Below are 17437 nucleotides of genomic sequence, written 5' to 3'. Positions count from 1 at the left end.
GATAATCGTGAATTTTATCGGTGAAATTACCGCAACAGGGGCATTTATGCAGTTTCCTTTCTAATTTACAATAAACGTGAATGGTATTATCTGTGTTTTTTATGTTTTCAATTAAAATACCTTGCAATCCGAGTATTTTTTTCTGTAAAATGTTTGTAGAGCATATTTGATTCTCCTTAAAATGGTTTGTTTCCACTTTCATTTTAAAGGTTTTTTTACAAATATGCTCTACTTTTTTACTTTTATTTTTGTAGGCTCTTTTTGTTCTTACCCCATCTTTTATTATAGAGACTTTTGTCATTAGACATCGCATGGAATGAATATAAATATATACACCTTTTTAAACCGTAATACGCCCCCTTAAACGGTTTAACGGTTTATATAAAAAATGAAGTTAATTTGCCAAAACAAGTCTTAAAGATAACTTTAAAGTTATTTTTAGGACTTTTTGGTTATATAACCAAATACAAAAACCACCTATCCCCTAAAATCTACCGATTATTTAGAATTGCTTGAAAACAACGATGTCATTTACTATACTAATGACAAAGGAGGGAAAGAAAATGCAGGTAGAAATCAAAATTGATAAAGACTGCTCCGAACCTAAGGTGATTATTATTACCGATGAAATGACGGACGAAATAAACACTCTTATCAAAAACGTCTCGCAAACGACACCAAGCAGGCTGGTCGGGTACAAAAACAATACCGCAACTCTTATTGATATTACAGACATATTCAAAATCTATTCCGCCTCGGGAAAGGTTTTTGCGGTGACTGAAAACAGCGAATACACACTTAAATTACGTCTGTACGAATTTGAAGAGCGAGTAAGCAATGCACAGTTTGTAAGAATTTCAAATTCTGAGATAATAAATTTCAAAAAAGTAAAACATTTTGATATGGGTCTTACGGGCACAATTTGCGTTACATTCTCAAACGGAAGTACTACATACGCTTCAAGACGGTATGTAAATAAAATAAAAAATTACTTGAATTATGAGGTGTTTTAAATGAAGAAAAACTCAACCGCAAAAAAAATAATACTACGCTCATTAATCGGCGCGCCAATAGGCCTTGCAATAAGCACAATAATTACAATTATAATTTCGGTAATAATTAATGACGGAAACTTTTATCCTGTTGTTCCATCTCTTGTTGATGATTTTGGCAGCCAGCTAAATGCAGTTCTTGTTCAATCGCTATGTTCCCTGCTATACGGTGCTGTATGGGGCGGAGCATCGGTTATTTGGGAACTTGACAGCTGGGGCCTGCTCAAACAAACAACAACCCACCTTATTATTTGCTCATCAGCAACATTTCCTATTGCATACTTTATGCATTGGATGCCTAAAAATTTGATTGGAATCTTTATATATTTCGGTATCTTTCTTGCAATATACTTTGGAATTTGGTTATCACAGTATTTTGCTATTAAAGCACGACTAAAAGAACTAAACAACAGCATCAGTTTCAATGAATAAATATTCTTATTAAATGTATTTTCAGCGATCGGAGAGATTTTCTCCGGTCGCTATTATCTTGTAATATTCCGTTGCTTTTTATTCAAATCATTAAATTATTATAAATTTAGTTATAATGTACGATGCCTAATTTCTTGCAAAATACGACTTAATATGATAATATTTTTTCATCAAGTAAATTGGAAGATTTTGGAAATGAAAAAGCTTGTTTCGATATTAAGTGTATTATTAATTATCATACTGTCTTGCCAAAGCGTGTTTGCCGTTGAAAACATATCATTTGAGCTTACAAACTGTGACACTTCACAAAACAGGTTGTTTTCGGTTGATATGATTGCAAAAAGCAGCACAGAACTAAGCGCAGCTACATTTGAATTTAAGTATGATAAAAATATGATTGAGTTTAAGAACATAAAAACTAACAACTCAAAGGTTAAATACAATGAGCTTGACGGCAGCGTTAAGGTAAGTTATCTATGCGCTGACGGCAAAAATATTAATAACGGTGATACTATTTTCAGCATAACTTTTAAGGCAATAAGCTCAGGCAACTGTTTCGTCGATTTTTCCGCAAGTGACTGTGTTGACAGTAATGCAAACTTTATTGATGTGGGCAACTGTTCATCTGCAAGTATACAAATCGGAAACAGTAAAGAAGAAAATAACAATTCTTCAAAAAGCAGTTCTGCTTCCGATAAAAACACGAAAAATTCAAAAAGCAAAAACAGCTCCCACACAGGAAGTGCAGATGATGAGACATCGGATTCTGCATTTAGTGATTTTGGATTGCTCAACAACATTGATGACAAAAGCACAAGATTTCTGATTATCGGAATTGCCATAGGTTCATCAATCATAGCAATATCACTGATTGGATATTTATTTGTAAAAAAATGCTTGAGCAAAAAGAGAAAAACTGAAAATGCCGCAACAGACAGTAATGATAAAAGCTCCGAATAATCGGAGCTTTTACTTATAGAGCCTTCCCTGTGTCACATCACGTTCACGGAAAGTCTTATTAATCGTATTAAGAACACGCTTTTTATCCGCACTCCACATTGGAGAAACAAGTAATTCTTTATCCCCATCCCCTGTTAATCTGTGAACTACCACATCGGGCGGCAGTATTTCAATGCAGTCACAAAGAACATCAACATATTCTTCCAAAGTCAGCGTTTTAAACACGCCATTATTATAATCCGTAAGCAAATCGGTATCTTTAAGGACGTGCAAAAGTTGAAGCTTTATTCCGTTGCTGCGCTCTCCCGCATATTTTACACTTTGAAGTATATTCTGCTTTGTTTCATACGGCAAACCTATAATTATATGGGTTATTATATTCACACCGATTGATTTGAGCTTTAATACAGCTTCATCATATACCCCAAGCTCATAGCCTCGTCTTATATATTCAGCGGTACGCTTATGAATAGTTTGCAATCCAAGTTCTATCCATACAGGCTTAAATCTGTTGATTTCGTCAAGGAGTGAAATAACCTCATCGCTAAGGCAGTCAGGACGTGTTGCAATTGACAGTGCAACAATTTCATCGGGCATCGCCGCTTCGTAATATAACTTTCTTAAGTAATCTACATCAGCATATGTATTTGTAAAGGGCTGAAAGTACGCTATAAATTTTTGGCAATCAGATTTTGCCCTTATTCTTTGTTTTGCCTGCTCAATCTGTTGTGATACGGGCAAACACGAATCTGCCGAAAATTCACCTGAACCTCCCCTGCTGCAAAAAATGCAACCTCTTATATCAATTTTTCCGTCACGGTTAGGGCAGGTCATTCCGCCGTTTAACGATATTTTATAAACCTTTTCTCCAAAAGTAGATTTTAGATAGTTGTTTAAAGAATAATAATACATTTTTCCACCAAAAATAAGAAAGACCGATATGCACAATCGGTCTTTACTTATTTTAAAAAGGAATATCTATGAAAAAAACTTGTTAGCATTTCAAACAGCTTTTATCTTTGCTGTGATTATATAGTAAAGGTTGATTGTGATAATTATTTGAAAACTAAGATAAACATAAGTGAAAAATATAAGAATTTTTTGAAAACTTTGAATTGCAAGCAGTATAGAGACGCTTAGTTCCTCAAAATTCCAGTTAAAATTATAATTTTCACCGAAATTCAGGATGGAATATTCCGCCTAATATTCAGAAACATTTATACTTAGGTCATAACCTCATCTAAATAATTCCATTTCAGAATTATATAAATAATTTCGTGTTATATCGACATCATATTCAAAACCTGTTTTATTCTGCAAAGCTGAAATTAAAAGATTAGGATTGACATTATCACTGCTTCCGGCAGAGAGGATTATGTCAAGAATGGTAAAGTCAAATTTTTCGATAATTTCGTACCTTTTAATTCCTTGCTTTATATCTATTGTTCTAATTCCCTTTTTGGACTTCTTTTCAATTTCAATCGTGTCTTGGTTTAATAATTCTGAAAGGTCATTGGTGATTTCAGCAGAACGCAGTTTATCACCGCTTAGTTTTATGGTAAATGACGCATATGCAATTTTTCCTGCTTTCATAATCGGCTCGGTAACGTTAAAAACACGGAGCCCTCTCGGCAAGCAATTGTTTATTCTGATTATTATTTCTTCAAAAGAATAATCATCATCTTCAAGTTTTACATCCATACATTCATTTATACCCCTGAATCCAAGGGAAAGCGGCAACGGAAATGTTGCAAACGGATGTGGATTAAAGCCCTCGGTATGCCAAATCGGAATTTTACTTTTGTGCAAAGCACGAAGCATACATCTGTTCAGGTCGAGGTGCGAAATATATCTGCACTCAAAGTCTTTTTTAAACCAAATTCTTACGTTTTTCAAAGCAAACTCCCTCCCCGTATTTTGCAGCTCCGCAATTATTGCATTTTAGCCTGCAATGCGGAGTAGTTGTGCTTTCATAAGCTTTCTTACATTCTTTTATATAAAAGTCTTTGGTAACACCGTAGTCAATATGGTCCCATGGAAGAATTTCATCAAAAGAACGACGGCGGTTTGCATAAAATGCAGGGTCAATGCCACATTCTTGAAAAATATCAAGCCATTTTTCAAGACTGAAACAATCATTCCAACCGTCAAAATGAAAACCTCGTTCGCAGGCAATTTCCATTGCCTTGCAAAGCTTTCTGTCTCCCCTTGCAAAAACAGCTTCAAGAAAACTTGTGTCAGCATCGTGATAATTAAACTGAATTTTCTTTGAAGTTATGCTTTCTTTGATATGTTGTTGCTTTTGATGAAGCATCGGGATAGTGTCCTGCGGTTCCCACTGAAAAGGAGTAAATGGTTTTGGCACAAACGAAGAAGCCGAAACGGTTACACGCACAGCCTTTCCTTTCGGGCGGTTTTCGCAGTTGTAATAAGCGTCAACAACCGATTGTCCCAAGCCTGCAATCGCTGCTACATCGTCAAGAGTTTCTGTCGGCAAGCCTATCATAAAGTAAAGCTTTACTGTTGTCCAACCGCCCTCAAACGCAGTTGTGCAGGTTTTAAGAAGCTCGTCCTCACGAACATTTTTATTAATAACGTCACGCATACGCTGGCTGCCTGCCTCAGGAGCAAATGTTAATCCGCTCTTGCGGACGGTTTTAATCTTGTTCATAATTTCGTCGGTAAAGCCGTCAACACGCAATGAAGGAAGAGAAATACTTACCTTTTCATCTTTGCTCCATGAAGTCAGCTTTTCAAGCAGAGGCACAATTTGGCTGTAATCACTTGAACTCAGCGAAGAAAGTGAAACTTCGTCATAACCTGTATTTTCGCACAGTGCCCTGCATTGGTTATTGATTGTATCAGGGGATTTTTCACGAACAGGGCGATAAATAAAACCAGCTTGGCAAAAACGACAACCGCGAATACAACCTCTGAAAATTTCCTGAACCGCTCTGTCGTGTACAATTTCAACGAGCGGAACAACAAAATTATCGGGATAGTACGAATTATTCATATCTTTCATAATTCGCTTGTTTATCGTTTTTGGGGCGTCACCTTTAGGCAAAAAGCTCTTAATGGTGCCGTCATCATTATATGATACTTCATACAGTGACGGCACATAAACGCCCTCAATATGTGAGCAAAGCTCCAAAAACTCGGTTTTTGATTTATTTTCATCTCTGCATTTGCGATAAAGGTCAATTACTTCAAGGTCAACCTCTTCGCCCTCTCCGACAAAGAACATATCAACAAAATCGGCAATTGGTTCGGGGTTACATACACACGGTCCGCCTGCAACGACTATATTTTTAAGCTCTGTCCTGTCACAGGTTTTTATCGGAATGTTTGACAGCTTGAGCATATTAAGCATATTTGTAAAACTAAGCTCATACTGCAAAGTAAAACCGATAAAATCAAAATCAGAAACAGGGTCCCCGCTTTCAAGAGCATAAAGAGGAATGTTATTGTCAATCATTTCTTGCTCCATATCAATCCACGGAGCAAAAACACGTTCGCACCAAATATAGTCCTTGGAATTAAAAAGGCTGTACAAAATTTTCATTCCGAGATGCGACATTCCTACCTCGTAAGTATCGGGAAAACAAAAAGCAAAACGAACGTCAACCTCATTTTTATCTTTTATAACTTCATTAAGTTCGCCCCCGACATAACGTCCGGGCTTTTGAACCTTTAGGAGTAGTTTTTCTACTTCTTTACTAACCATAACTTCCTCCAACTTGAGAATTTCTCAAAGTGATTAAAACCGCAGATGCAATAAATTAAAAGTATCTGTTTTTCTTAAAAATAAGCGAAAATATAAGATACACGCAGACAAACAAAAGCGAAAAATTATATTTTGACTTAAAAAGCAACAAAAATCCAAGAGCGGCAAGCGGAAAAATAAAAATGAATGTTATTATATTAACAACTTTTTCTGCCGACTTTTCGCTTAAACGTCTGCTTAGAATTAAATACAAAAGCTGTCCCCCGTCAAGCGACATAACAGGTAGCATATTAAACAATCCGACAGACAGATTAACAGCCGCAAACGGAAACAAAACATCGTAATGCAATAAGTATAACAGATAAAGCAAAGTAAAACAAATAAAATTAAATAACGGGCCGCAGAGTATTATCAGAAAGTTATCAAAAAAGCGTCTGCAATATCTGCAATTATCGCTGATTGATATTTCAAAAAGCGAAAGTTTGATTCTTTCCGGCGGAAACCCGAGAATACACATTGCCGTCAAGTGCCCTGTCTCATGTATAATAAGCGACAAAAGGCAAAACAAAAAGTCTTCAAACGATGTAATAATTATTCCGATTGCGGCAAAACATATCAGAGTATATGACAGCTCTATTTGAGTGGAACTAATCTTAAACCTCATCAGCAGTTGCCTTGTTGAAAAGAGAATTTAAGTCAAAATCAGAATTACCGTCAAAAATTGCGGAGCTGTTCAAATTCGAGTAATACCAGTCATGTGCTGTGCTGTAAAACGTTCCGCCCATATTCTTTAGTAAAAATGCCGCAAGTGCAATAATTATGCAAAGAATGAGCTGAATTGTAACAAGGAGCTGACTTGGCGGATTACGCTTTGTTTTTTTCTCTTTTGGAATATTGTAATCCGATGTTTCATCTTCAGGATTAGAAGATGCTATAACAGGGTATTCGGTTTCAGAAACAGACTGCCAATTCTCATCATATGTAATATTGTTATTATTTTCATCCAAAATTATCACCTCAATGCAATATATGCATTGAGGCGGACAAATTTAACCAAGTTTTTTAAAATCTGTTTTTACAAGATTTATAAAGAAACATATTGCAAGAATCAGCGAACCGATTTCTGCTATCGGGAAAGCATACCAAGAAGACTCAATTCCGAATATACTTGAGAGGGCATATGCAATTGGCAGAATAAGCAAAAGCTGGCGGCATACCGACATAATCAGGCTGCGTATTCCCTTTCCGACAGCCTGAAACAGGGTTGTAAAAAGTATACCTACGGCAGCCGGTATAAAGCAAAGGCTTATTATTCTGAACGCGGTAGCGCCAATCTGCATAAGGCTTTCGTCTCCGTCGAACAGTGAAATCAAAGTATCGGGAATTGTCCACATAAGAACAACACCTATTGCCATAATAATTACCGCAATAATAATTCCTCTTTTAAGTGCAGAATACATACGCTTGCGGTTACGAGCACCGTAATTGTAACCTATTATCGGCATTACTCCCTGATTGAGACCAAAGCAAGGCATAAATACAAAGCTTTGAAGTTTAAAATACACACCCAAAACAGTTATGCATGCCTCGGAATAAATTGAATTTGCAAGTGTAAAAATTGTATTCATTCCGATTATCATAATTGAACTTATTGACTGCATAATAATTGACGGGAAGCCAACCGCATATATATTTTTTACAGTAGTTAAATTAAATCTAAAGTTTTTAAATGTAATTTTTACCTCGTGCTTTTTACAGAACAATACTATAACCGAAAATACCATTCCGCAGAACTGACCGAATACCGTTGCAACAGCCGCTCCGGTTACGCCCATCTCGGGGAAAATTCCGATTCCGAATATTAAAAGCGGGTCAAAAATTATGTTGACTACCGCTCCCATAAGCTGGAACAGCATCGGGAATATCATATTTCCGGTAGCCTGCAAGGTTTTTTCAATCATAATTTCTATTATCGAAAAGACCGAAAGACAAAGTACAACGGTCAGATATTCAACTCCGTATGTGTAAATTGCGGAATCCTGAGTATATGCTCCCATAAACGGTTTTACGGCAAATAATCCGAGAAGCAAAAATACTGCATAACTTAGAATACATAACAGCAATCCGTGTGTTGCGGCATCATCCGCCATTTTAAAATTCTTTTCACCGAGTTTTCTTGATACAAGCGAATTTACACCGACAGCCGTGCCGACGGCAACAGATATAAGCAACATTTGAAGCGGATACGCAAGCGAAAGTGCGGTAAGTCCCTTTTGGTCGTAATTGCCGATAAATATGCTGTCAACAACGTTATACAGAGCCTGAATTGTCATTGAAAATATAGCAGGCAGTGACATTGTAAGAATCAGCTTGGTCATCGGCATAGTGCCCATTTTGTTTTCTTTTAAAGGCTGTTGAGTTTTAACTTCATTCATATTTAGTGTTTCTTCCATTTTAATCCCCTATCCTTAATTATTCGTTTCACTTTAAATTCAAATATTTTTGCTGTAATCAAACCTTTCAAATAAAAATATAACCACAGTGCAAATGCTCTATTTTTAAGACGATGAGTTTTGTTTAGAATTTCAGTGGGACTTGCAATTCTCCGCTGAAATATGCGAAACTAACACCCCTTTGCACCGATTGTAATCTGCAACAAACAATGCTTTTTGCAAAAAGGCATTGTTCTGATTTAAAAACACAAAACCGATTATTTTATATTTTTAATTCTGCGGTAAAGAGCATATATTAAAAACATAATAATTGCGCCCGTAAGCACACCGGAAAAATCAAGCAATACATCCGATATCTGACCCGAACGCCCCTCAACATTAAGCTGAATTGTCTCATCACACAAAGGAATGGCAAGACCCGCCAACAAAACCTGAGAATAATATTTCTGCGGTTTTATTCTGTCAAAAGAATATGCACAGCTTAAAAGCAAAGCCCCTATAACTGCATATTCGGAAAAGTGAGCCGCCTTGCGAACTATATGGTCAGTAAGAATTATTCCGAATTTTGCAAAAAAATCATACAAAAAATCAAGCACAGATTTGCTCTCCTCGCCCGACACAGACGCAGGCATTGATGAATGAATAAACGCAAAAGCCGTCATACATATTGTGAGCACAAAAACAATAATTCTGAAACGTGTAGATGCTCTGTTTTGATTCATATTTAAATCACTCCTTTGTATATTTTACAGGAAAATGTAATAATGTCAACGTAAAAAAAGACATTTTGTCAAAACTTCAATTATTACCAAATATTTGAATGAAAATGTATTGAAATAACAATGCATTTCTGATATACTATACTGGATTTGTTATAGTTAAAACCAAGAATAAATTTAATTTTTTAAGGAGTAGTCAGTTTTGTTAAATTATCTTATTATTTTTCTGATTTCAATGGTTCCCATAGTTGAGCTTAGAGGAGCAATTCCGGTTGCGGTAGGTATGGGAATGCAGGGAACGGAACTTTTCTGGGCTTACGTTATTTGTGTTTTGGGAAATATGGTTCCTGTACCGTTTATTTTTCTTTTTGCAAGAAAAATTCTTATTTGGGGCAAAGATAAAAAATACATCGGTAAATTTTTCACTTTCTGCTATAACAAAGGCGAAAAGGGCGGCAAAAAATTGCAGGAAAAGACCGGCAGAGGGTTGTTTATTGCTCTTATGTTATTCGTCGGAATTCCTCTTCCGGGAACCGGAGCATGGACCGGAACACTTGCGGCAAGTTTCCTTGATATGGATTTTAAGAAGAGTATAATTGCGGTAATGTGCGGCGTATTGATTGCCGGAGTAATTATGGGAGCTGCAAGCCTGGCTGTAAGCATGGGTGCAGGTGGCATTTTCTCTTTCTTGGCAAACAGCTAAAAATAAGTTCTTATTAGGGTTGCGTTTTGAACGTCAACCCTATTTTTCAGGAGTTTTTTATGAAAAAGTTTGATGTAATAATAATCGGCGGCGGTGCTTCGGGACTGATGTGCGCTATAAGCGCAAAAACCAATCATCCGAATATTTCGGTGGCTGTATTAGAAAAAAATCCCAGAGTCGGCAAAAAATTGCTTTCAACCGGAAACGGCAGATGTAACCTGACAAACCAAAATATTTCTTCACAAAAATACTGCGGTTCTTTTAAAAAACAAAGCAAGTTTATTTTTTCAAAATATAACACCAATGAAATTATTTCGGTCTTCAAAAAACTCGGACTTATGACTTATTGCGACAATGACGGAAGGTACTACCCAGTTTGCAGACAGGCAAGCGCAGTGCTTGATGTTTTGCGGTTTGCATGTGACAGATTTAATATAAATGTGTTTTGCGAAGAAAATATTAAAAGCGTAAAAAAAGTCGACAAAAATTTTGACATCAAAACCGATAAAGACACTTTTACAGCTAAAAAGCTTGTTATTGCCTGCGGTTCAAAGGCTGCTCCAAAGTTGGGCGGCAACTCAAGCTGTGCAGATTATTTAAAAAATTTCGGTCACACTTTTGTGCCGTTCTCACCTGCATTGTGCCCAATTAAGGTTAAATCCGATATACTCAAATCATTAAAATGCCTTAGAGCAATAGGAAAAGCAACGCTTGCTGATGGTCATAATAATTCTCTAAAAGAAGAATTTGGTGAAATTCAGTTCAATGACAACGCACTATCAGGAATATGTATTTTTAATCTTTCGCTCTACTCAAAAAAGAATTACATTATTAAACTCGATTTAATGCCTAATATTTCCGAAGAAGAATTAATTAAAATTCTTTTACAGAATCAAAAGTTGTTTGGTAACATTGAAATAGACAATCTTATGACCGGTATTTTACAAAAAAGACTTTCACAAGCTATTCTAAAACAAAGTAACATTAAAGATTTTTCAAGGCTATGTAATACTCTTTCAGAGCAGGAGATTGCACGTGCAGCTCATACCGTCAAAAACTTGGATTTTGTAATTATAGAAAACTCCGGGTTTGAACAGGCACAAGCCGCACGAGGGGGTGTTGCCGGTAACGAAATAGACGAAAAAACTATGAAAAGCAAAATTGTAAAAAATTTATACGTTTGCGGCGAAGCTGTTGACATCTGCGGAGAATGCGGCGGATTTAATCTTCACTTTGCCTTTGCAAGCGGAATGATAGCAGGAGAAAATCTATGATTAGAATTAACAACGTACATTTGCCGCTCGACTATAATGACGAAACCGTCAAAAACAGAACGGCAAAGGAACTGAGGATAGATAAAAATTCAATAAAAAGCATCTCCATTTTCAGACGTTCAATTGACGCAAGAAAGAAAGATAATATATACATTCTCTGCACGGTCGATGTAAATTTATCCGTTAATGAAGATTCCGTAATCAGAAAATCAAAAAATGCGGTAAAAGCAAAGCCGTATGAATATAATGTGCCAAAATGGCGTGGCGGTGCCTCTCCCCTTATCGTCGGTATGGGTCCTGCCGGGTTGTTTGCGGCATTAATACTTGCCCAAAGCGGCGCAAAACCGATTGTGATTGAGCGAGGCAAGGATGTTGACAGCAGAACGCAGGACGTGGATATATTTTGGAAATGCGGAAAACTTAACACAAATTCAAATGTTCAATTTGGAGAGGGCGGCGCAGGAACGTTTTCGGACGGCAAGCTTAACACAGGAACTAAGGACAACCGCCAACGCAAGGTCCTTGAAGAATTTGTAAAGCACGGAGCTCCGCAGGAAATCCTATATAATGCAAAACCCCATATAGGTACGGACAATCTAAAAAGCACGGTAAAGAACATCAGAGAAGAAATAATCTCTTTGGGCGGAGCCGTATTTTTTGAAACTAAACTTATCGGATTTAATGAGGAAAACGGAAAAATAAAAAACGCCGTTGTTGAAAAGAACGGCAAAACTGATATTATTGAAACCGACAACATTATTCTTGCAATCGGTCACAGTGCAAGAGATACTTTTGAAATGCTGCAAAATAAAAATCTTCCGATTGAAGCCAAAGCATTTTCGGTCGGGGCAAGAATAGAGCATCGCAGGGAAAATATTGATAAGGCACAATACGGAAAATTTGCAGGAAATAAGCGTTTGGGTGCCGCGGCATACAAGATGAATGTGCACACAGCAAACGGCAGAGGAGCATATACATTTTGTATGTGCCCCGGAGGCAAGGTCGTAAACGCCTCCAGCGAAGAAAATATGCTTGTAGTAAACGGTATGAGTGAATTTGCAAGAGATGCGGAAAACTCAAACTCAGCACTGCTTGTCGGGGTTAATCCAAATGACTTTGGCTCAGAAAACCCGCTTGCGGGAATGTATTTTCAAAGGAATCTTGAAAAAAAGGCGTTTCAGCTTGGCGGCGAAGACTACTCAGCACCTGTACAGAGAGTTGACGACTTTTTACACAATCGAAAGAGCAGTTGCCTTGGCAGCGTAAATCCGAGCATATCGCCAAATTTTGTGCTAAGCGACCTAAACTCAATTTTGCCCGAATATGTAAGCACCGCTATGAAACTATCTATTACAGAAATGGGGCGCAAATTAAAAGGATTTGATGACGGTGACGCTGTATTAACCGGAATTGAAACCCGAAGTTCTTCACCGATTAGAATATTAAGAAACAGCGATACTCTGCAAAGCGTCAGTATTGACGGACTGTATCCCTGCGGTGAGGGTGCAGGATATGCCGGTGGAATTGTTTCTGCCGCCGTTGACGGAATTAAATGCGCCGAAAAAATTATTGAAAACTAATGCTATAATAATGACATAAAAAGTGCCACCTCATAATTGAGATGGCACTTTTATGACTGTGTCTGTAAGCCGGGTTCTGTCGTGAACAGCCATCTATCTTGGCAGTCCGTTGCCGAAACTGCTCGATGCCACCTCCACGGGACGCGCCGAGCAAGCGCAAATGTCCCACCACGGTGTTGCTTCAAATAGGGTTTACACGGCAGACAGGTCTCCCTGCCTCCGGTGAGCTCTTACCTCACCTTTCCATCCTTACCGAAAATCGGCGGTTCTTTTCTGTTGCACTATCCCTGGAGTCGCCTCCGGCGGCCGTTAGCCGTTATTTTTGCTCTGTGAAGCCCGGACTTTCCTCGCACAAATCCTTTCGGATTTTGCCCGCAGCTGTTCAACACACTCACAAAGTATATAATAAAACAAATATGAACGATTGTCAAATTATTATCTTGATATATGTAATTATTTAGTTTATAATCATAATGCAGATGTCCCCTGCCACTAAGACGGCGGGCGCCACATCAGAACTTCAGTGGAGTTATAGTCTTCCACTGAAACTCTGAGGAGCCAATGCTCCTTTGCACTGATTACAATCGACCGCAGGCTTTACTGTTTGCAAGCAAAGCAGAATGCTGCTTAGATTTAAATTAATTTGGAATTTTAACAAAGGAGTATGATTTATGGACATCAGACAGGAATCATTAAAAAAGCATTATGATTGGAACGGAAAAATTGAGGTTATCTCAAGAGTGCCGATTTCTTCTTCAGAAGATTTATCACTTGCCTATACACCGGGCGTTGCAGAACCTTGCCTTGAAATTCAGAAAGATATTAACAAATCATATGAATTAACCAGAAGAAACAACCTTGTTGCAGTAGTAACAGACGGAACTGCTGTTTTAGGCCTTGGCGACATCGGACCTGAGGCAGGTATGCCGGTTATGGAAGGCAAATGCGCATTATTTAAGGAATTTGGAGATGTTGACGCATTCCCTATTTGCATTAAAAGCAAAGATGTTGATGAAATTGTAAATGCGGTATACCTGATAAGCGGTTCTTTCGGCGGAATTAATCTTGAAGACATTGCTGCACCGAGATGCTTTGAAATTGAAAGAAAGCTAAAAGAAAAATGTGATATTCCGATTTTCCACGATGACCAGCACGGAACGGCAGTTATTGTTGCGGCAGGTCTTATAAACTCTCTTAAAATTGTAAACAAAAAAATTGATGAAATAAAGGTTGTAATGAACGGAGCAGGCGCAGCAGGAATTGCAATTGCAAAACACCTTTTGAATATGGGAGTTAAGAATATTGTACTTTGCGACAGCAAGGGCATTATTTGCAAAGGCGACAGCAGACTTAATCCTGTTAAGCAGGAAATGGCTGAGATAACCAATCTTGAACACAAACAGGGCAATCTTGCCGACGCAATGGTTGGTACAGATGTATTTCTTGGTATTTCTGCGGCAGGCTGTGTAAGCGAAGAAATGGTTAAATCTATGAATGTTAACCCAATTATTTTTGCAATGGCTAACCCAACTCCGGAAATTATGCCTGACCTTGCAAAAAAAGCAGGTGCCGCTGTTGTCGGAACAGGCAGAAGCGATTTTCCAAACCAAATCAACAATGTTCTCGCTTTCCCGGGAATTTTCAGGGGTGCTCTTGATTGCAGAGCAAGCGACATAAACGAAGAAATGAAAATTGCAGCTTCCTACGCACTCGCTTCACTTGTTGAAGATGACAAGCTGAATGCCGACTATATTCTTCCGGAAGCATTTGACAGCAGAGTCGGCAAAACCGTTGCCAAAGCTGTTAAGGAAGCAGCAATCAAATCAGGCGTAGCAAGAATCTGATTTTTATTCTAACGTCTTAAAAATTTTAAGTAAAATAACCTAAAACAAAATATATTCATAAAAAACAGAGCATAGTTTTCAAAATCATCAATTTAATGATGATAAAACGAACTATGCTCTATTATTGTAATGATAGAGCAATAAAAACCATTTCGCAATAGATTATATATACATCTCATTGACAATAAATCCCATTCATATTAAAATTAAAGGCGCCGTCAAGATTTATGCGCAAAATTGTTTGCAGGCTCCGGCTGAATGAAGTCAGCCGGCAATAGAGCCGTCGTCCAGAGCCGCCTCCAGATGCTTCATGTTCATGTATTTCTTGCTGCCCCACTGGGTGCCCGCCACGTGGCGGAGCCGGGCGCAGACCAGCATCAGGGCGAGTTCCCGTCAGGGAATGTCCCCACCACGCGGGTTCTGCGGCGGATCTCACGGTTCAGCCGCTCGATCACGTTGTTGGTGCGGATACGCGTCCAGTGTTCGCTGGGAAAATCGCAGTAGGTCAGCGTCTCCTCAATGCCGTCCTCGACCTTCTTGGCAGCCTCCTTCAACTTCATGGCGCGCAGCTCGGCGACCACAGCCTTTGCCTTCTCGCGGGACGCCTTCTTACTCTCCTGGGCGTGGATCGCCTTGAGCATTTTTGCCACAATTTTGACCTTGGATTTTGGCACAACAGAGAAAACATTGCGGTAGAAATGTACCGTGCAGCGCTGGTATTTGGCGTCCGGGAACACCTCGCCCACGGCCTCCAACATCCCCATGCACTTGTCACCGACGATGAGCTTCACGCCGTCCAGTCCGCGTCCACGGAGCCACTGGAAGAAGCTGACCCAGCTGGCCTTGTCCTCCTTCATGCCCTCGGCAGCGCCTAAAACCTCACGAAAACCGTCCTCGTTCACGGCGATCGCCACCAAAACAGCAACATTTTCGTACTCTCCGCCCCAGTTGCGGCGCAGGTAGATGCCGTCCACGTAGACGTATGGATAGTGGCCGCCCTGCAAGGGGCGGTTGCGCCAGTCCTCGATGTGAACGTAGGCTTTCTTGTTCAGTTCGCTGATGGTAGCGGGCGACACCTTGCTGCCCCAACAGTGCCTCCGTGATGTCCTCCACCCGGCGCACGGAAACGCCCGCCAGGTACATCTCGATGAGGGCCTCCTCCACGCTTCTCTCCCGGCGACGATACCGCTCGATGATGGCGTCTCGAAGGACACGCCCTTGAGCCGCGGCATGTGGAGCGTAACGTCACCGGAGGTCGTGGTAAGATTTCGGTCATAGTGGCCGCTGCGGTAGCCCTGACGGATCTCGCTGCGCTCATAGCGGGCGGCCTGCGTCAGGGACTCCGCCTCCTTCTCCAGCAGCTCGTTCAGGGTTTCCTCCACTCTGCCGCGAACCAATTCCTTGATTTGGCCCTTGATTACTTCCTCGTTTAGCTGTACAATTTTCTCGGACATAGTTTGCTTGCTCCTTTCGAATGTTTGTGTGGTAACTTCATTCTACCAGAGCCTGCAAGCTATGTCTTCTTTTATGCATTTTCCAATTTGCGCAACTTATTGTACATTATCAAATTAAATTGATATCTTTACATAATCATAATTTGTCTTCTATAAACCATTATGATTATGCGGGAATCAGGTAAAATCATAATTCCGTTGTTATGATTTTTACACAAACCATAGTAACCGTGAAGGGAGGTAAATCTTAAAACAATAAATAATATAAGTTTCATCAAAAAACAAATTATATTTATTAAAGGGAGATTATAAAAGTTGAAGAAAATTTTAAAAACAGCATTATTGGGTATTATAATCATGGGTATTTTTGCTACATCTTTTATTATGCCTGTTTCTGCAGAAGAAACAAGTACCTCATCAAATGATACGATAACAGTATTTGAAAAAGATTTAAGTACCGGTGAAAACACAACAAATGAAATACAAATAGCAGACAATGATAATATAAAGCAGATGCTTATATTCCTGAAGCAAATAAAAATGATCAGCAAACTGATAATAATTCTATCAGTACATATAATATTATTGGTAACGATGACAGAAAGCTTGTTAAATCACCGGATAAGAGGATTGCTTTACTTAAAAGCTTTACTTAAAATTCATTATCCGGACGGAAGAGTGTTAAACGGAACTGCGTGGATATTTGCTAAAAGAGCTTTGATGACCGCAGGACATTGTATACACAACAATAGCTACGGCGGCACCGCTACAAAACTTCCTGCCGCTCTTTCTATTGATGAATTTAAAGGTGATACAAACAGTGAAAAATATCAATGTATCCTCACTGACCCTGTTAACAAAGTGGTTTTAGATATTCTTCCAAAAAGATATGAAAGTTATCGAGACCGCCGAAAAGTTTGTGTAAAAGTGAATAATAGACTTCCTTTCAAGCAATAATGGAAACAGAAAAATTAAAGCTTGAAAGGAAGTTTTTTTAATGGAAAAAGTACCGGCAGAAATGATGAGAGAATTTGTAAGAAGTCAGAAATTCACCTCAACAGATGAAGTTATGACAGCAATGAAAAATATGTTCAAGGACATTCTTCAGGAGGTTATGGAATGTGAGCTTGCAGATGAGCTCGGCTACGAGAAAAGCGAAAGAACGTCGAATGATGAGTGTAGCAATAAGTCGAAAAATTACAGAAACGGCTACTCAAAAAAGACGATAAAAACACAGAT

17 protein-coding genes, 1 other RNA gene and 1 pseudogene are annotated in these 17437 nt (G+C 38.7%); 9 read left to right on the top strand and 10 right to left on the bottom strand.

Going from position 1 to position 17437, the window contains the following annotated elements:
• Positions 1-301: pseudogene (locus BLP46_RS13225) on the bottom strand (hypothetical protein); the annotation flags it as partial.
• A gap of 262 nt (positions 302-563) precedes the next feature.
• Here BLP46_RS13225 and BLP46_RS11465 point away from each other — a divergent pair.
• From BLP46_RS11465 to BLP46_RS11455, 3 genes are all read left to right on the top strand, one after another.
• Positions 564-1013: a LytTR family DNA-binding domain-containing protein gene (locus BLP46_RS11465; RefSeq protein WP_092979074.1), complete on the top strand. Its 450-nt coding sequence runs from the start codon at positions 564-566 to the stop codon at positions 1011-1013.
• On the top strand, positions 1014-1484 hold the full coding sequence (locus tag BLP46_RS11460; protein WP_092979072.1) for a DUF3021 domain-containing protein: 471 nt from the start codon (positions 1014-1016) through the stop codon (positions 1482-1484).
• Positions 1485-1679: 195 nt separating this feature from the next.
• Positions 1680-2444 carry a cohesin domain-containing protein gene (locus BLP46_RS11455; RefSeq protein WP_092979070.1) on the top strand — a complete coding sequence of 255 codons (765 nt, stop codon included), beginning with the start codon at positions 1680-1682 and terminating at the stop codon, positions 2442-2444.
• A gap of 9 nt (positions 2445-2453) precedes the next feature.
• Here BLP46_RS11455 and mnmL read toward each other — a convergent pair whose 3' ends face one another.
• From mnmL to BLP46_RS11420, 7 genes are all read right to left on the bottom strand, one after another.
• Complete coding sequence (gene mnmL, locus BLP46_RS11450) at positions 2454-3356, bottom strand: tRNA modification radical SAM protein MnmL/YtqA (protein ID WP_092979069.1); 903 nt, start codon at positions 3354-3356, stop codon at positions 2454-2456.
• A 324-nt stretch (positions 3357-3680) separates the two neighbouring features.
• Positions 3681-4340: a TIGR03936 family radical SAM-associated protein gene (locus tag BLP46_RS11445; RefSeq protein WP_167669260.1), complete on the bottom strand. Its 660-nt coding sequence runs from the start codon at positions 4338-4340 to the stop codon at positions 3681-3683.
• A complete protein-coding gene (locus BLP46_RS11440) occupies positions 4315-6171 on the bottom strand; it encodes a TIGR03960 family B12-binding radical SAM protein (protein ID WP_092979065.1) in 1857 nt (618 codons plus the stop codon). The genes BLP46_RS11445 and BLP46_RS11440 overlap by 26 nt, the downstream gene beginning before the upstream one ends.
• A gap of 55 nt (positions 6172-6226) precedes the next feature.
• Positions 6227-6835 carry a site-2 protease family protein gene (locus BLP46_RS11435; RefSeq protein ID WP_092979063.1) on the bottom strand — a complete coding sequence of 203 codons (609 nt, stop codon included), beginning with the start codon at positions 6833-6835 and terminating at the stop codon, positions 6227-6229.
• Positions 6825-7178, bottom strand: a complete 354-nt coding sequence (locus tag BLP46_RS11430) for a hypothetical protein (RefSeq protein WP_092979061.1) — start codon at positions 7176-7178, stop codon at positions 6825-6827. The genes BLP46_RS11435 and BLP46_RS11430 overlap by 11 nt, the downstream gene beginning before the upstream one ends.
• Positions 7179-7220: 42 nt before the next feature.
• Entirely contained in the window at positions 7221-8624 is a 1404-nt protein-coding gene (locus tag BLP46_RS11425) for an MATE family efflux transporter (RefSeq protein ID WP_318259600.1), read from the bottom strand.
• A 257-nt stretch (positions 8625-8881) separates the two neighbouring features.
• Positions 8882-9346, bottom strand: a complete 465-nt coding sequence (locus tag BLP46_RS11420; protein ID WP_092979059.1) for a VanZ family protein — start codon at positions 9344-9346, stop codon at positions 8882-8884.
• Between the two features lie 199 nt (positions 9347-9545).
• Between BLP46_RS11420 and BLP46_RS11415 the strand changes: the two genes are divergently transcribed.
• The 3 genes from BLP46_RS11415 to BLP46_RS11405 are packed head-to-tail and all read left to right on the top strand — an operon-like array spanning position 9546 to position 12900.
• Positions 9546-10046, top strand: a complete 501-nt coding sequence (locus BLP46_RS11415) for a COG2426 family protein (RefSeq protein WP_502685999.1) — start codon at positions 9546-9548, stop codon at positions 10044-10046.
• A 59-nt stretch (positions 10047-10105) separates the two neighbouring features.
• Positions 10106-11320, top strand: coding sequence for an aminoacetone oxidase family FAD-binding enzyme (locus tag BLP46_RS11410; RefSeq protein ID WP_092979057.1), 1215 nt, complete (start codon positions 10106-10108; stop codon positions 11318-11320).
• Positions 11317-12900, top strand: coding sequence for an NAD(P)/FAD-dependent oxidoreductase (locus tag BLP46_RS11405; RefSeq protein WP_092979055.1), 1584 nt, complete (start codon positions 11317-11319; stop codon positions 12898-12900). The genes BLP46_RS11410 and BLP46_RS11405 overlap by 4 nt, the downstream gene beginning before the upstream one ends.
• 49 nt (positions 12901-12949) lie before the next feature.
• On the opposite strand, the gene rnpB is transcribed toward BLP46_RS11405, so the two are convergent.
• Positions 12950-13294: RNase P RNA component class A (gene rnpB, locus BLP46_RS11400), an RNA gene on the bottom strand.
• A 277-nt stretch (positions 13295-13571) separates the two neighbouring features.
• Between rnpB and BLP46_RS11395 the strand changes: the two genes are divergently transcribed.
• On the top strand, positions 13572-14744 hold the full coding sequence (locus BLP46_RS11395) for an NAD(P)-dependent malic enzyme (RefSeq protein ID WP_092979053.1): 1173 nt from the start codon (positions 13572-13574) through the stop codon (positions 14742-14744).
• 377 nt (positions 14745-15121) lie between these two features.
• Here BLP46_RS11395 and BLP46_RS11390 read toward each other — a convergent pair whose 3' ends face one another.
• On the bottom strand, positions 15122-16198 hold the full coding sequence (locus BLP46_RS11390; RefSeq protein ID WP_502685998.1) for an IS256 family transposase: 1077 nt from the start codon (positions 16196-16198) through the stop codon (positions 15122-15124).
• 315 nt (positions 16199-16513) lie between these two features.
• On the opposite strand from BLP46_RS11390, the gene BLP46_RS11385 reads away from it, so the two are divergent.
• Positions 16514-17155 carry a hypothetical protein gene (locus BLP46_RS11385; protein WP_092979052.1) on the top strand — a complete coding sequence of 214 codons (642 nt, stop codon included), beginning with the start codon at positions 16514-16516 and terminating at the stop codon, positions 17153-17155.
• 40 nt (positions 17156-17195) lie between these two features.
• A partial coding sequence (locus tag BLP46_RS11380) for a transposase (protein ID WP_207645238.1) occupies positions 17196-17437 on the top strand: 242 nt, incomplete at its 3' end.

This window comes from Ruminococcus sp. YE282, from assembly GCA_900101355.1.
Lineage (GTDB): Bacteria > Bacillota > Clostridia > Oscillospirales > Acutalibacteraceae > Ruminococcoides > Ruminococcoides bromii_A.
This window is presented reverse-complemented; position numbering and strand designations above follow the sequence as displayed.

Bases quoted from the DNA above. Each gene is read 5' to 3' on its own strand.
- BLP46_RS11465 (WP_092979074.1), top strand. From the start codon at position 564: ATGCAGGTAGAAATCAAAATTGATAAAGACTGCTCCGAACCTAAGGTG.
- BLP46_RS11460 (WP_092979072.1), top strand. From the start codon at position 1,014: ATGAAGAAAAACTCAACCGCAAAAAAAATAATACTACGCTCATTAATC.
- BLP46_RS11455 (WP_092979070.1), top strand. From the start codon at position 1,680: ATGAAAAAGCTTGTTTCGATATTAAGTGTATTATTAATTATCATACTG.
- mnmL (WP_092979069.1), bottom strand. From the start codon at position 3,356: ATGTATTATTATTCTTTAAACAACTATCTAAAATCTACTTTTGGAGAA.
- BLP46_RS11440 (WP_092979065.1), bottom strand. From the start codon at position 6,171: ATGGTTAGTAAAGAAGTAGAAAAACTACTCCTAAAGGTTCAAAAGCCC.
- BLP46_RS11435 (WP_092979063.1), bottom strand. From the start codon at position 6,835: ATGAGGTTTAAGATTAGTTCCACTCAAATAGAGCTGTCATATACTCTG.
- BLP46_RS11425 (WP_318259600.1), bottom strand. From the start codon at position 8,624: ATGGAAGAAACACTAAATATGAATGAAGTTAAAACTCAACAGCCTTTA.
- BLP46_RS11420 (WP_092979059.1), bottom strand. From the start codon at position 9,346: ATGAATCAAAACAGAGCATCTACACGTTTCAGAATTATTGTTTTTGTG.
- BLP46_RS11410 (WP_092979057.1), top strand. From the start codon at position 10,106: ATGAAAAAGTTTGATGTAATAATAATCGGCGGCGGTGCTTCGGGACTG.
- BLP46_RS11405 (WP_092979055.1), top strand. From the start codon at position 11,317: ATGATTAGAATTAACAACGTACATTTGCCGCTCGACTATAATGACGAA.
- BLP46_RS11395 (WP_092979053.1), top strand. From the start codon at position 13,572: ATGGACATCAGACAGGAATCATTAAAAAAGCATTATGATTGGAACGGA.
- BLP46_RS11390 (WP_502685998.1), bottom strand. From the start codon at position 16,198: ATGTCCGAGAAAATTGTACAGCTAAACGAGGAAGTAATCAAGGGCCAA.